Source organism: Azospirillum sp. Sh1, from assembly GCF_008365135.1.
Taxonomy (GTDB): Bacteria; Pseudomonadota; Alphaproteobacteria; order Azospirillales; family Azospirillaceae; genus Azospirillum; species Azospirillum oryzae.
The window spans coordinates 270,756-285,702 of the sequence record NZ_VTTK01000002.1 but is presented as its reverse complement, the minus strand read 5'-3'; the positions used below and the strand labels follow the sequence as shown (position 1 = coordinate 285,702).

Below are 14,947 nucleotides of genomic sequence, written 5' to 3'. Positions count from 1 at the left end.
CGCGTGATGGGACGGCTGCATCAGGTCAAGACCAACTTCACCGCCGGCGAGGTGTCGCGCCGCCTGCTCGGACGCGGCGATCTCAAGGCCTATGACAACGGCGCGTTGGCGCTGCGCAACCTGTTCATCGACCCGACCGGCGGGGTGACCCGGCGCTCCGGCCTCGCCTTCACCGCGCTGGCCCGCGGCGATGGCCGGCTGGTGGCGTTCGAGCGCAATGCCGAGCAGACCTATCTGCTGGTCTTCACCGACGGCTGGATCGACGTGTTCCAGGGCGGGACCAAGCTGGCCTCGGTTGCCGCACCCTGGACGTTGACGCAACTGGCGCAGATCACCTGGACGCAGAGCGCCGACACGCTGCTGGTCTGCCACCCCGACCTGCCGCCGCGCAAGCTGACGCGCGGCGACGATGGCGGGTGGACCTTGGCCGAGTGGATTTTCGCGGTCGAAGGCGAACTGGTGCGCACGCCCTTCCACCGCTTCGGCGATCCGGCGGTGACGGTGACGCCGTCCGGCACCAGCGGGGCGATCGGCGTCACCGCGTCGGCCCCGGTGTTCGACCCGCGCCATGACGGCACCCGCATCCGCATCAAGGGCAAGCAACTGCTGGTGACCGGCGTGGTGTCGGCCACCCAGATCAACGCGACGGTCAAGGAAACGCTGGCCGACACCCAGCCGACGACGCAATGGGAGGAGCAGGCCTTCTCGGTGTTGCGCGGCTGGCCGGTGTCGGCGGCCTTCCATCAGGACCGGCTGGTGATCGGCGGGTCGCGCGACCTGCCCAACCGGCTGTGGCTGTCGCGCTCCGCCCAGATCTGGAACTTCGACCTGGGCGAGGGGCTGGACGATCAGGCCATCGAGTTCGGTATCCTGTCCGATCAGGTCAACGCGGTGCGCGCCGTCTTCTCCGGCCGGCATCTGCAGGTCTTTACGTCGGGCGCCGAATATATGGTGACCGGCGACCCGCTGACCCCGCAGAGCATGCAGGTCAACCGGCAGACCCGCATCGGCTCGCCGATGGACCGCGCCATCCCGCCGCGCGACGTGGAGGGGGCGACGCTGTTCGTGCCGCGCAACCGGCGCGAAATCCGCGAGTTCCTCTACACCGACACCGAAGCGGCCTATCAGGCCAACGATCTGGCGTTGTTGGCCCGCCATCTGGTGTCCAGCCCGCGCGATCAGGATTATGACCAGAACCGCCGGCTGCTATTCGTGGCGATGGAGGACGGCACGCTGGGGGCGCTGACCGCCTACCGGGCGGAGAATGTCACCGCCTGGACCCTGCTGGAGACCGACGGGGCGGTGCGCTCCGTCGCCGCGGTGGGGGACGAGGTCTATGCGCTGGTGGAGCGGCGGGGCGTGTGGACCGTCGAGCGGTTCGACGACGCGCTGAACCTCGACGCCGCGATCACCGGCGAAAGGGGTGAGGCAACCGCCGTCTGGGGTGGGCTGGCGCATCTGGAGGGGCGGACGGTCGCCATCGTCGCGGACGGGGTGATCCGCAACCCCGCCACCGTGCAGGCGGGCAGCGTCACGCTCGATCCGCCGGCGCGCAAGGTGGAGATCGGTCTGCCCTACACCCACCGGATCGAACCGCTGCCGCCCAACCTGCTGGGGCAGGCGACCGGGGCCGACATCGTCCGGCTGGTCGCCGTCACCTTCCGGCTGGAGGAGACGGCGGCGCTGCGCGTCGATCTGGGACGTGGGTTGCAGGAACTTCCGCTTCACCGGCTGGGGCCGCAACCGGCCGGCGGGGTGCCGCCGCGCGTGTCCGGCGACCGACGCCTGCGGGCGCTCGGCTGGCGCCACGACACCGACGTGCCCCTGTGGCGCATCGAGCAGGATGCGCCGCTGCCTTTCACGCTGCTTTCCGTGACCATGGAATTGAAGGTGAACGACTGATGGGTGGAATCACTCCCCTCGTGACCACGGCGTTGCCGCTGGCGAACTCCGTCATCGGCACCGTGCGCAACGCCGGCGCCGGCCAATCCAGCGCCGCCGCGCAACAGGCGGCAGCCCAGCAAGCGGCTGCCGAACTGGAATACAAGCGCCAGCAGGATGCGGCGCAGGCTGCCGCCGCCCAGGCGGCGCTGGAGCAGAAATACCGCGAGGAAGCGGCGGCGGCCGAACGCAGCGCCCAGGCCGCAGCCGCCGCCCGCCAGCAGCAGGCCCAATTGGAGGCCGAGGCGCAGGCCCGCCAGTGGAGCCACGACGCCGAGTTGCGCCAACGGGAGCAGGAGCTGCAGCGCCAGAAGGACGAGGCCGCCGCCGCGGCTGCTGCGGCGGCGCGGGCCAAGGAGATGGAGGATTTCCGCGGGTCCCAGGAACAGACGCTGGCCCAGCTGCGCGCCAGCCAGGAGGAGGCGGTCCGCGCCAAGGAAACCGACGCGCAGACCCAGCTGGCCCAGCTGACCGCCGCGGCGGACGCCGCCGAGCAGCGCCGGCTGGCGGCATTGCGGCAGGCGGTCAGCAAGACCCGCGCCGGGCTGGGCGCGCGGGGGGTGACCGCACAGGACGGCTCGGGCGAGGCGATCCTGCTGGGGCTGACCAACTCCAGCGAGACCGAGCACAAGGACGCCCAGGCGACCGACCAGCTGAAACGCGCCGCCATCCAGCAGAGCCTGGACGAGGCCAAGCGCCGCAACCTGCTGGAGTTGTCGCAACTCGCCGACCGTCAGCGGCTGGAATACATGAGCAAGTTCTTTTGAGGAACGGCTCCCTCTCCTCGGACTGGCTACGGCATTCTTTCGGCCGTCATTCCCGCGAAGGCGGGAATCCAGCCGGCTCTGCGGCCGATCCGCGGAGCACCCTGGACCCCCGCCTTCGCGGGGGTGACGCAAAGTTTCCGAGGTTCCAGAAACCTATCAACGTCGTGAGATGTGGGAAATGCCGTAGCCCGGAACGGGGGAGGGCACTTCACAGTCTTCGCGGAGACCCCCGATGACCACGTCGCTTCTCATCCCGCGCGGGACTCCGCGCGTGCAGTATCTCGCCGACGGCATGCAGCGGGTCTTCACCTACCCGTTTCCGATCTTCGCCGACGAGGATCTGCAGGTCTTCCTGGGCGCCGCGCTGCAAAGCACCGGTTATGCCGTCGGTGGGGCCGGCGCCAGCGCGGGCGGGACGGTGACCTTTGCCGCGGCGCCGGCGGATGGAACACTGGTGCTGCTGCGCCGCCGGCTTCCCATCGAACGGCGCAGCGATTTCGGCGAGAGTGGGCCGCTGCCGGCCTCCGCCCTCAATGGCGAGCTGGACCGGCTGACGGCGATGCTCCAGCAGGTGGCTGGCGATCAGGAGCTGATGCTGCGCTATGGCGACAGCGACCTGCCGGCCTCGCCGCTGCTGCCGGAGCGGGCCTTGCGCCAGGGCAAGCTGCTGGCCTTCGACAGTGCCGGCAACCCCACGATCCGCCCGCCGGTGGACGAGGAGGCGCTGGCGACCTATGTGCCGCCGGGGGCCGGGGCCACCGCCCGGCCGGTGCGCGACAAGCTGGCCGACCTCGTATCGGTGAAGGATTTCGGGGCGGTGGGCGACGGGTTGGTCGACGACACGCTGGCCCTGCAGGCGGCGCTGACCTCGGCCCACGCGGTGTTCGTGCCGCCGGGGACCTACCGCATCGCCAACACGCTGACGCTCGGTCATGGGCGGACGCTCTACGGGGCGGGGCAGGCGTCGGTGATCCGCGGCGCGTCCAACGGCTTCGACCTGATTCATCTGCCGGACGGCTACGCCACCCTGTCGGGCCTGCGGCTGGAGCAGGGCAAGGCGGGGGTGCGGCTGTTCGGGCGCGACGGGCCTTGCGTGCAGAACAGCCTGACCGACCTGACATTCTGGGAGCCGGAGGTGGGGCTGGTCTTCGACGGCTATATCGACCCCAATTTCCCCTGCTATTGGAACAACATCGCCCGCGTGCTGGTGGCGCGGCCGTCGCGCCATGGGGTGTGGCTGACGCGGACGGGGGCGGGCGACACGCCGAACGCCAACCGGTTCCATGCGGTGCGGGTCTATTCGCTGTCGGCGCCGATGACCGGCTGCGGATTTTTCGTGGAGCAGGGGCGCTTCAACAACGCCTTCTTCGATTGCGAGGCCAATCTGTGGCCGCAGGCGGAGGCCTGTTTCCGCGTCGGCTCCGTCACCGACAAGACGCTGATCGTCAATTTCTACGCCGAGTCGCTGGGCGCCCTGCCGAACCTGCAGCTGGATGCCGGGTCGGTGGAGACGGCGATCATCAACCTGTTCTCCGCCGCCGCCGGGCCGGCGATCCTCGACCGGTCGGGCGGGCAATATACGGCGGTCAATGCCGGCTATCCGGAGAAGAACCGGCTTCAGCGCAGCCGCGTCACCGAACTGGTGGTGGAGGCGCTGCGTTACGACACCGAGTATGTGGAGCCGGCCACGGGCGGGCTGGTGGCGCTGGACCTGAGCAGTTCGGTCTATCTGGCCAGCGCCTATGGCGGGGCGGTCGAGTTGCGTCTACCAAAAGCCGAGAATGCCAATGGCCATGCGGTCACGATCAAGCGCACCGATGCGTCGACCAACCCGCTGACGGTGACGGAGATCGGCGGGCCGGGGCCGGACGGGCGCGCGCTGTCGCTGGGAAACCGGTACGACTTCGTCACGCTGGTGTCGAACGGGGCCGGCTGGTGGGTTGTCGCCGGCAACAGCCAGCCCGGCAACGCCCACTATCACGACACCCCCGGCCTGTTCGAGCCGGATTTGAACCAGCAGCTCTATCTGGTCAGCGCCTGGAGCGGGGCGGTGGAGGTGCGGCTGCCGGCGCCGTCGGCGCCGCATGCGGTCGGGCGGACGGTCACCGTCAAGAAGTCCGACACCGGCGGCAACCGCGTCACCGTCACCCAGACCGGCGGCGGCGGGCCGGACAACGAGGCCATCGCGCTGACCGCGCAGGGCCATGCGGTGACGGCGATGTCGAACGGCGCCGGCTGGCACATCCTGGGGCGGAATCCATGACAGGGAAGGACGACGACAGCTTTGCCGGCTTCGTCCAGGGCTGGAACGCCATGGTGGAGCTGAAGACCCCCGCCCACCATGCGGAGATGGCGGGATGGCTGGAGGAACATGTGGCCGGGCCGAACCGGCGGATGCTGCTGATGGCCTTCCGCGGGTCGGGCAAATCGACCCTGGTCGGGCTGTTCGCGGCCTGGCTGCTGCTGCGCGATCCCAACCGCCGGCTGCTGGTTCTGGCCGCCGACCTGAAGCTGGCGATGAAGATGGTGCGCAACGTCAAGCGCATCCTGGAACGCCATCCCGGCTGCAGCCATTTGAAGCCGCCGACCAGGGAGCGCGACCAGTGGGCGGCCGACCGCTTCACCGTGGTGCGGCCGATGGAACTGCGCGACCCGTCGATGGCGGCAGCCGGCATCGGCGGCAACATCACCGGCAGCCGCGCCGACGTGGTGATCTGCGACGACGTGGAGGTGCCGCGCAACGCCGACACCGCGGTGAAGCGGGCGGCCCTGCGCGAGCGTCTGTCGGAACTGGAATATGTGCTGGTGCCGGGCGGGGCGCAGCTCTATGTCGGCACGCCGCATGCGCAGGACAGCCTCTATGCCGAGGAGACCGACGACGGCAGCCCGCCCTTCCTGGACGGGTTCGAGCGGAAAGTCCTGCCGGTCTATACCGAGGATGAGCAGGGCAAGCGCACCTACACCTGGAAGGAGCGCTTCGGCGAGGCGCATGTCGCCCGCATCCGCAAATCCACCGGCCCCAACAAATTCACCAGCCAGATGCTGCTGCGCCCGGTCAGCATCACCGACGGGGTGCTGAATGTCGACAATCTCGGCCGCTACGATGCGGAGCTGGAGTATCGCGAGGCGCTGGGCCGCGCGGTGCTGACGCTGGACGGGGTGAAGCTGGTGTCGGCCACCTGCTGGTGGGACCCGGCCTTCGCCCGGCCGGCGGGGGAGGGGGACGGCAGGAGCAGGGGTGGCGACGGCAGCGTGGTCGCCGCGGTCTTCGCCGGGGAGAACGAGCGCTTCTACCTGCACCGGGTGCTGTATCTGGCCGTCGATCCCAAGGCGGAGGAGACGGAGGCCGACCAGCAATGCCGGCAGGTTTCCCGCTTCCTGGCCGACAACCATTTGCCGGCGGTCCACATCGAGATCAACGGCCTTGGCCGTTTCCTGCCCGGACTGCTGCGCAAACGGCTGCGCGACGATCGGCTGGCCGCCGGGGTGGTCGAGCAGAACAGCCGCACGCCCAAGGCGGATCGCATCATCAAGGCCTTCGACGCCCTGCTGGCTGATCGCCGCCTGCTGGCCCATCGGCAGGTCTGGCAAACGCCGCTTATCCGCGAAATGCGCGACTGGCGCCCTGACGGCCGGTATCGCGGGCCCGACGACGGGCTGGACGCGGTGGCCGGCTGCCTGGGAGCCGAGCCCTACCGCTTCGACCGCAGCACCGCCGCGCCCGAACGCCGCCCCGACTGGCGCGGTGCGGGGACGGTGATGGCGCCGGCGGACTGGGATCTTTGAATGTGGCGGTCGCCCGCTCTCTGAAGTCGAAGTCTGCATCCCGTCCTCTCGACCGTCATTCCCGCAAAGGCGGGAATCCGGCGCGTTCAAGAACTTGGATGCGGAGCTTCCTGGATCCCCGCCTTCGCGGGGATGACGGTCGGTTGGGCGGCGTTCCGGCTTAAAGGGCAGGCAGCCGAGAAGATTTTTGTTTTCGACATCCCCACACCATACGAACGGGAGACCCCGATGCATGATGCCCTGACTGGAGGCCTGGATCTCGCCTGGTGGATCACCGCCGTCGAGCTGCCGGCAATGGGCGGGCTGTTCTGGCTGATCGCGCGGGTGCGCAAGGATGCGGACAGCGCGCTGGACGATCTGCGCAGCCGGGCCGAGGAGGCTCAGGCGCAGGTGCGCGAGAGCCTTGCCGCATACAAGCTGGAGGTCGCGAAGACCTATGTCTCCTTCGCGACGCTCAAGGACGTGGAACAGCGGCTGACCGACCACCTGCTGCGGATCGAGACGAAGCTCGATTCGGGCTTCATGCCGTTCGAGGGCGGGCGGCGCTGACCGGGGCCTTGACCTTGACCGGGACCTTGACCGGGCGGGCCGGCTCAGTCGGCGTGATGGATCATCGCCTGGTAGATCTTCCAGGCGACCTCGACCGACACGCCGCCGGCCCGCGCGCCGGCTGCCAGCATGGTGGCGCTCGGCTTCAGCGGGACCGCGGTCTGACCCGGTTCGCAAAGCGCGCCCATGGCGGTGACCGAGGCGCCCAGATTGGTATCGCAGGGCTGGCTCTTCTTCATCAGGGGCATGGCAATCGCGTTCATGGCGGGTCCTCCGTTGACTTGGAACCGTCACAGCAAAAGCGGTGCCAACCGGTGTGAACGGCCTGAAGTCAGGGAATCGCGGAGGTTGAAGGGGCGACCCGGCCGATCCGGCGGCGAAGGGCGCCGCCGAATTTCAAAAATACCCGCAAAATGCCGAATAGTTTCGAGTGTGCTTTGCAAAATGCAACGCGCGAAGCGTGCGGAATTGCATTCGGGGAGTCGATCTTGCGTTGTGCCGTGGTGAGCAGAGCGGTGGGTTTCCAACCTGCTGCGAAGCTGCGGCTTCGAGGTCTCTGGCCGGTGGCCGCGCGTTGGGTTAGTGTCCCACCGCCATGACCGACCGCATCATTCATCACATGTGCCGCGCGGACGAGTGGGACGCCGCCCGCCCGGCCGGCCGCTATCCCGGCTCGTCCCAGGATGTCCAGGACGGCTTCATCCATTTCTCGACCGCCGCGCAGGTGGTGGAGAGCGCCGCCAAGCACCGCGCCGGCCAGGACGGCCTGCTGCTGCTGACGGTGGACGCCGACCGGCTGGGCGACGCCCTGCGCTGGGAGCCGTCGCGCGGCGGGCAACTGTTCCCGCACCTCTACGGGCCGCTGCCGGTGGATGCCGTGCTGCGCGTCGATCCGCTGCCGCTGGGGCCGGACGGGCGCCATGTCTTCCCGGCCGGCTTTCCCTTCACCCTTCAGGACCTCGTTCCGTGATCGACTTCTATCCGCTTGCCGGGCCGCTGCTGTTCCGCTTCGACCCCGAGACCGCGCATGGCCTGACCATCAAGGCGCTGAAGTCGGGACTGGTCCCGCCGGCCCGCGGCAAGGACGAGCCGGCTCTGCACACCCGCGTCTGGGGGCTGGACTTCACCAACCCGGTCGGGCTGGCTGCCGGCTTCGACAAGAATGCCGAGGTGGTCGACGCCATGCTGAACCTGGGCTTCGGTTTCGTCGAACCCGGCAGCGTCACCCCGCGGCCCCAGCCCGGCAACCCGCGCCCCCGCCTGTTCCGGCTGGTGGAGCAGCGTGCGGTCATCAACCGCATGGGCTTCAACAACGAGGGGCTGGAGGCCTTCGCCCAACGGCTGGAGCGCCGCCGCGAGAAGGCCAGGCGCGCGCCCGGCATCGTCGGCGCCAACCTGGGCAAGAACAAGGACACGGCGGATGCCGCCGACGATTACGTGATCGGCGTGCGCCGGCTGGCGCCGCTGGCCGACTATCTGGTCGTCAACGTCTCCTCGCCCAACACGCCGGGACTGCGCGCGCTGCAGGGCCGCGATCCGCTGCGCGCCCTGCTGGAGCGGGTGCTGGAGGCGCGGGCCGCCTGCGGCCTGAGCCGCAATCCGCCGCTGCTGCTGAAGATCGCCCCCGACCTGACGGTGGAGGACAAGAGCGACATCGCCGCGGTGGCGCTGGAGTCCGGCATCGATGGGCTGATCGTCTCCAACACGACCATCGCCCGGCCCGACATCATCCCGGCGGCGATGCGCGGCGAGGCCGGCGGCCTGTCCGGCGCGCCGCTGTTCGAGCCCTCGACCTCCGTCCTCCGCGAGATCTACGCGCTGACCGGCGGCAGGCTGCCGATCGTCGGGGTGGGCGGCGTGGCGACGGGCGAGGACGCCTATGCCAAGATCCGGGCCGGCGCGTCGCTGGTGCAGCTCTATTCGGCGATGGTCTATGCCGGGCCGGCGGTGGTGCACCGCATCCGCCGCGAACTGGCGGAGCTGCTGCGTCGCGACGGCTTCCGCTCCGTCGCCGAGGCGGTGGGGGCGGATCACCGCTGAGGGTCCGCAGGATGCGGCGGGCAGGGGCGTAGCATTAACGGATCGTCAAGCGGGTGTCCCGACAGTGGGTCCCAGGGTTGGGACACCCGCGCGGTTCCGTGTCATGCTCCTGCCGGAGGCTGCGCACCCGTGAAGGCCCTGACCGCCGACCTCCGCCCCGGAACCGCCGCCTCATCCGCGGCCGTTCCCTTCACCCTGGTTCCCGCGATGACCCTGCTGACGCACCTCGTCTATGCGCTGGCCTATCTGATCGCCGGGGTTTCGGCCGGCGCGGCGCTGTGGGCGCTGCGCCCGGAGGCCGATCCGCTGGTGGCGTTGCTGGCCGGCGCGCTGGTGGCGCTGGCGGGCGCACTGGTCCATGACGTGGTGACGCGGCTGGAGCGCGAGCGCAAGGCCGCCCGCCGCATCGCCCGGCTGAATGAGCGGGTGGAGGAACTGGCCCATCTGCTGGACCAGCGGCTCGCCGCCGATCCCGGCGCCCAGCCAGACGGCGGGGGCCGCTACGACGCGGTGATGCAGGAGGTGAGGCTGCTGCAGTCGCTGGTCGCCCGCCTGACCGAACGGCGCGCGCCCCGGCCGCCGGCCGCCAGTGCGGAGCGCCGCCCCGCGCCGGCCCCGTCCGTCACCGCTCCGTCCACCGCCGCGCCGTCCGCGCCGGTGGCCGTGCCGATGGACGACGCCGCGGTGCTGGAGGCGGTGCGCGACGCGCTGAAGGCCGACCGCATCGACGTCTATCTCCAGCCCATCGTCAGCCTGCCCCAGCGCAAGCATCGCTTCTACGAGGTGTTCTCGCGCGTGCGGGCCGCCGACGGGCAGCAGATCATGCCCGACCGCTATCTCGACATCGCCGAGCGCGAGGGGCTGATCGCCACCATCGACAATCTGCTGCTGGTCCGCTGCGTCCAGCTGATCCGCGAGACGGAGCGGCGCCAGCACGCCATCGGTTTCTTCGCCAACATCTCCGCCGCGACGCTGGCCGATGCGGAGTTCATGCGCCAGTTCCTGAACATGATGGCGCAGAACCACGCCCTGGTGCCCAAGCTGGTGTTCGAGTTGAGCCAGCACGATCTGCGGGTCGGCGGGGCGGTGACGATGGGCATCCTGTCGCAGCTGGCGCGGCTGGGCTTCCGCTTCTCCATGGATCAGGTGACGGATCTCGCCATCGACCTGGACCGGCTGCTGCGCCACGAGTTCCGCTGCATCAAGCTGGACCGCGCGCTGGTGCTGGACCCCGCCAATGCCGGGCGCATCCGCGAACTGCGCCACCGCTGCGCCGCCGAGGGCATCGACCTGATCGTCGAGAAGATCGAGACGGAGAACCAGCTGGTCGATGTGCTCGACACCGGCTTCGACTTCGGCCAGGGCTATTTGTTCGGTGAGCCGAGGCTGAGCCGGAAGCCGGAGTGAGGCGTGGACGATGATGCCCCCACCCTAACCCTCCCCCGCTGGCGCGGGAGAGGGGACTGCCGCCGCTTCGCATAAGGCACCCTCTCCCTCGAAGAGGGGGAGGGTCGGGGAGGGGGCCGGCGCAGCAACATTTTGCAGTGCAGGGAAAGCGCACTGCGCCAGTCCTTTCCCCTTGATTTCCGCCACCGCGCTTGACATTCCCCCACGCGGCGATGGAAATTTCGCGTTCCCGGCCAAGTCCGGGCACCCGATGCGGGTGAGACCAACACTAGTGAAATGGTGACTTCGGTGACGTCCAACATCGCCATCACGCTGCCCGACGGCAGCGTGCGGGAGTTCGACCGGCCGGTGACGGGGCTCGAGATTGCCCAGTCCATCGGTTCGCGCCTGGCCAAAGATGCGCTTGCCGTCAAGATCGACGGCACGGTGAAGGACCTCACCACCACCGTCACTACCAACGCCAAGATCGAGATCGTCACGCGCAATCACGCCGACGCCCTCGAGGTCATCCGCCACGACGCCGCCCATGTGCTGGCCGATGCTGTGCAGAAGCTGTATCCCGGCACGCAGGTCACGATCGGCCCGTCGATCGCCACCGGCTTCTACTATGACTTCGCGCGCGACGAGCCGTTCACGCCCGAGGATCTGGAGAAGATCGAGGCGAAGATGCGCGAGATCGTCGGGGCCGACATCCCCATCGTCCGCGAGGTCTGGGACCGTGACGAGGCGGTCGCCTACTTCAAGAAGCTCGGCGAGCATTACAAGGCCGAGCTGATCGAGGCGATCCCGCAGGGCGAGCCGGTGTCGATCTACCGCCAGGGCGACTGGCTGGATCTGTGCCGCGGGCCCCACGCCATGACGACGGGCAAGGTCGGCCAGGGCTTCAAGCTGATGAAGGTGGCCGGCGCCTATTGGCGCGGCGACAGCCGCAACCCCATGCTCCAGCGCATCTACGGCACCGCCTGGCGCGACGAGAAGGAGCTGAAGGCCTACCTGCACCAGATCGAGGAGGCGGAGAAGCGCGACCACCGCAAGCTGGGCAAGGAACTGGACCTGTTCCATGTGCAGGAAGAGGCGGTCGGCTCGGTGTTCTGGCATCCGAAGGGCTGGACGCTCTACCAGACGCTGGAAACCTACATCCGCACCAAGCTGAAGGCCGCCGGCTATGTCGAGGTCAAGACGCCGCAGCTGATCGACAGCTCGCTGTTCAAGGCGTCGGGCCACTGGGACATGTATGGCGACAACATGTTCAAGGTGGAAGCCGACGGCGGCGAGAAGCTGCTGGGCATCAAGCCGATGAACTGCCCCGGCCATGTCCAGATCTTCCGGCACGGCCTGCGGTCCTACCGCGACCTGCCGATCCGCATGGCGGAGTTCGGCGCCTGCCACCGCAACGAGCCGTCGGGCGCGCTGCACGGCATCATGCGCGTCCGCGCCTTCACCCAGGACGACGCCCACATCTTCTGCACCGAGGATCAGGTGCAGAGCGAGGCGGCCGAGTATTTCAAGCTGCAGCTCGGCGTCTACAAGGACCTGGGCTTCGACAAGATCTCGGTGAAGCTGGCTCTGCGTCCGGACGTCCGCACCGGCGCCGACGAGCTGTGGGACCGGGCCGAAGGCGCGCTGGCCCAGGCGCTGCGCGACGCCGGGCTGGAGTATGAGGAACTGCCGGGCGAGGGCGCCTTCTATGGCCCCAAGGTCGAATTCCACCTGACCGACGCCATCGGCCGGACCTGGCAGTGCGGCACGCTGCAGTACGACCCGAACCTGCCGGAACGACTCGATGCCAGCTATATCGGCGAGGATGGCGCCCGCCATCGGCCGATCATGCTGCACCGGGCGATCCTGGGGTCGATGGAACGCTTCATCGGCATGCTGATCGAGCATTACGCCGGCAAGTTCCCGCTGTGGCTGTCGCCGGTGCAGGTCACCGTCGCCACCATCACCAGCGAGGCCGACGGCTATGCCGAGGAAGTGGCGAAGCTGTTGAAGCGCAAGGGCCTGCGCGTCGAACTCGACACCCGCAACGAGAAGATCAATCTGAAGGTCCGCGAACACAGCCTGCAGAAGGTCCCCCTGATGCTGGTTGTCGGAAAGCGGGAAGCGGATGAGCGGACGGTCGCGCTCCGCGTGCTGGGCGGCAAGGATCAGGAAATTCTTGCCCTCGACGCCGCGGTGGCTAAACTGGTTGAGGAAGCGAGATCGCCTGCCGGCGAGACCGTGACCGACTCGCCGTTTTAACCGACCGCGCGACGCCGCCGGCCCGTCCTCTGGACGGCCGGCTTCCGCGTGGTTTCAGACCATGGAGAAGCGTCCATAGCCAGGATTCCGTCCGAAGCCGCCCCGACCCGCGATGGCCCGCGGGTTAACCGGGAGATCTCGGCTCGTTCCGTTCGTCTCGTCGGTGCCGACGGCGAGATGATCGGGGTGGTGTCGTTGCGCGATGCTCTGCTGGCCGCTGAGGATGCCGGTCTCGATCTGGTCGAGATCGCTCCCCAGGCGGAACCGCCTGTCTGCAAAATCCTCGACTATGGCAAGTTCAAGTACGAGGCGCAGAAGAAGGCGAACGAGGCCCGCAAGAAGCAGAAGATCATCGAGGTCAAGGAGATCAAGCTCCGGCCGAACATCGATGACAACGACTATGACGTGAAGATGCGCTCGGCGCGCCGTTTCCTCGAGGAGGGCGACAAGGTCAAGGTGACCCTGCGCTTCCGCGGCCGTGAAATGGCGCACCAGGATCTGGGTATGAATGTGCTGGTCCGCGTCCGCGACGAGCTGGAGGCGCTGGCGAAGGTCGAGCAGATGCCGAAGCTCGAAGGTCGCCAGATGGTCATGGTTCTGGCTCCGCGCTGACGCGGGGCGAGGGTACGGAAAAGGCCCGTCCGGGATGCCGGACGGGCCTTTTTCTTTGCTGAATGCGGCAGTGCCTTGCCCCCTCCCTAACCCTCCCCCGCTTCGCCGGAGAGGGAAATCTGCCGCTTCGACACTTACTCCCTCTCCCGCAAAGCGGGGGAGGGTCGGGGAGGGGGCAACCTGCTCTCGACTTTCCTCAGCGCAGCGGCCGGTCGTCGACGATGACGACATAGCAGGTGTGGCGGGTGAATTTGGCGCAGTTGTCCAGGGCGCCGCGGCGGGCGGCGTCCTCGCTGGGCATGCCGGACTTCCAGCCGAAGGCGCCGTCCTGCGACACCGCGAATGCCTTGCGCCCGGCAGCCTCGACATAGGCGCCGAACTTGTCGCGGCCGGTGGCAGACAATTCCTGCGGCGGCTCCAGCCTGACGCGGGTGCCACGCGGTGGTTCCGCCGGGGTGGCATCGGCGGAGGCGGCGCCGGCCGGGCGGTCGTTGAGATAGGCGATGCGGCAGCCCTTCTGGGTGTGGGACGCGCAATTCTCCAGCGCGCCCTTCTGCGCCTCGTCCAGGCTGCGCATGCCCGACTTCCAGCCATAGGCGCCATCGGGCGACACGGCGAAGGCCTTGTTGCCGCCGGCCTCGACATAGGCGGGGAACTTCGCGCGATTGGCGGCGGACAGCTCCGGCGGCGGCGGAAGCGCCGGCAGCGACAGCGTCATCGGCGTGTCGCGCAGCACCAGCCCGTTCTTCGCCAGGAACCGGTCGACCATCGGCGTCCATTGCGGGATGGCGGTGCTGAAGAAGCCATGCCCGTCCTTGCCGGTGGGCGGGGCGGCGATGAACTCCGCCCGTCCGCCCTCATGAATGAAGGCCTCCCACAGGCGCCGGGCGAGGTCGGGGCCGAAGAACAGGTCGTTCTCGGCATAGATCCACAGGGTGGGAACGCGCGAACTGCGGCCCAGCGTGCCGAAGGCGGCGACCAGCCGGTTCTCCTGGCAGACCTCGTTGTCGGCGACGGAGCCGCGGCCGCCGGCGAAGCTGATGGCGGCCTTCAGTCCCGGCGGCGGATCGGCGCTGAGCGCGATGCTGGCAAGCCCGCCGGCCGAGACGCCGACCGCGACGATGCGGCTGGCGTCGGCGAAGGGTTGGGCCGCGACATAGCGGACGGCCTGACGCAGATCCTCGGCGCTCTGGTGGGCGGAGTGCAGGTAGTCGGGGTTGCTGCAGGCGCCGGTCGTCTCGCTGTAGGGACCGTCCGATCCGCCATAGCCGCGCCGCATCACCGCCACCACCGCCCAGCCGCGCCGCGCGAATTCGCGGGCTTCCGGCAGATAGCGCAGCGGTGTCATCTGCGCCCGGTCCGCCGGGTTGCGCGGCGTGCCATGGCTGAGCAGAACGATGGGGTAGGGGCCGGGGCCGTCCGGCCGCAGCAGCATCGCCTCCAGCGTGGCGGAACTGCCGTCGGGGAAGCGCGCGGGGATCGACAGCACCGTCTGCGTAAGCCCCTCCGCCAGGGCGGGACCGCAGCACAGCAGCATGAACAGCAGGGGAAGCAGGCGGCGCAGGGTCATGGTCGGCGCAGTCTCCGCGACGGAAAGGGGCTGC

12 protein-coding genes are annotated in these 14,947 nt (G+C 69.0%); 10 read left to right on the top strand and 2 right to left on the bottom strand.

The window, feature by feature from the left end; all coding sequences use genetic code 11:
- Nucleotides 1–6 precede the first annotated feature (6 nt).
- From FZ029_RS04080 to FZ029_RS04060, 5 genes are all read left to right on the top strand, one after another.
- Nucleotides 7–1,902 (top strand): hypothetical protein, encoded by a 1,896-nt coding sequence (locus tag FZ029_RS04080; protein WP_149268113.1) that lies wholly within the window; start codon nucleotides 7–9, stop codon nucleotides 1,900–1,902.
- Complete coding sequence (locus FZ029_RS04075) at nucleotides 1,902–2,708, top strand: hypothetical protein (RefSeq protein ID WP_149268112.1); 807 nt, start codon at nucleotides 1,902–1,904, stop codon at nucleotides 2,706–2,708. Before FZ029_RS04080 ends, FZ029_RS04075 begins: the two co-directional genes overlap by 1 nt.
- Before the next feature lie 232 nt (nucleotides 2,709–2,940).
- Nucleotides 2,941–4,971: a glycosyl hydrolase family 28-related protein gene (locus FZ029_RS04070; RefSeq protein WP_149268111.1), complete on the top strand. Its 2,031-nt coding sequence runs from the start codon at nucleotides 2,941–2,943 to the stop codon at nucleotides 4,969–4,971.
- Nucleotides 4,968–6,494 (top strand): phage terminase large subunit, encoded by a 1,527-nt coding sequence (terL, locus tag FZ029_RS04065; protein ID WP_149268110.1) that lies wholly within the window; start codon nucleotides 4,968–4,970, stop codon nucleotides 6,492–6,494. Before FZ029_RS04070 ends, terL begins: the two co-directional genes overlap by 4 nt.
- A 228-nt stretch (nucleotides 6,495–6,722) precedes the next feature.
- Entirely contained in the window at nucleotides 6,723–7,043 is a 321-nt protein-coding gene (locus FZ029_RS04060) for a hypothetical protein (RefSeq protein ID WP_109075942.1), read from the top strand.
- Between the two features lie 44 nt (nucleotides 7,044–7,087).
- On the opposite strand, the gene FZ029_RS04055 is transcribed toward FZ029_RS04060, so the two are convergent.
- Nucleotides 7,088–7,306 (bottom strand): hypothetical protein, encoded by a 219-nt coding sequence (locus FZ029_RS04055; RefSeq protein ID WP_149268109.1) that lies wholly within the window; start codon nucleotides 7,304–7,306, stop codon nucleotides 7,088–7,090.
- Nucleotides 7,307–7,638: 332 nt separating this feature from the next.
- Between FZ029_RS04055 and FZ029_RS04050 the strand changes: the two genes are divergently transcribed.
- The 5 genes from FZ029_RS04050 to infC all read left to right on the top strand — a co-directional run bounded on the left by FZ029_RS04050 (nucleotide 7,639) and on the right by infC (nucleotide 13,343).
- Entirely contained in the window at nucleotides 7,639–8,013 is a 375-nt protein-coding gene (locus FZ029_RS04050) for a DUF952 domain-containing protein (protein ID WP_085090219.1), read from the top strand.
- Entirely contained in the window at nucleotides 8,010–9,083 is a 1,074-nt protein-coding gene (locus FZ029_RS04045) for a quinone-dependent dihydroorotate dehydrogenase (protein WP_149268108.1), read from the top strand. The genes FZ029_RS04050 and FZ029_RS04045 overlap by 4 nt, the downstream gene beginning before the upstream one ends.
- Before the next feature lie 129 nt (nucleotides 9,084–9,212).
- On the top strand, nucleotides 9,213–10,490 hold the full coding sequence (locus tag FZ029_RS04040) for an EAL domain-containing protein (protein WP_247892140.1): 1,278 nt from the start codon (nucleotides 9,213–9,215) through the stop codon (nucleotides 10,488–10,490).
- Nucleotides 10,491–10,766: 276 nt separating this feature from the next.
- On the top strand, nucleotides 10,767–12,731 hold the full coding sequence (gene thrS, locus FZ029_RS04035) for a threonine--tRNA ligase (RefSeq protein ID WP_136704571.1): 1,965 nt from the start codon (nucleotides 10,767–10,769) through the stop codon (nucleotides 12,729–12,731).
- Between the two features lie 84 nt (nucleotides 12,732–12,815).
- Complete coding sequence (gene infC / locus FZ029_RS04030; RefSeq protein ID WP_042696225.1) at nucleotides 12,816–13,343, top strand: translation initiation factor IF-3; 528 nt, start codon at nucleotides 12,816–12,818, stop codon at nucleotides 13,341–13,343.
- A gap of 196 nt (nucleotides 13,344–13,539) precedes the next feature.
- Here the strand turns inward: infC and FZ029_RS04025 are convergent, their stop codons facing one another.
- Entirely contained in the window at nucleotides 13,540–14,913 is a 1,374-nt protein-coding gene (locus FZ029_RS04025) for a CocE/NonD family hydrolase (RefSeq protein WP_149268106.1), read from the bottom strand.
- Between the last annotated feature and the right edge of the window lie 34 nt (nucleotides 14,914–14,947).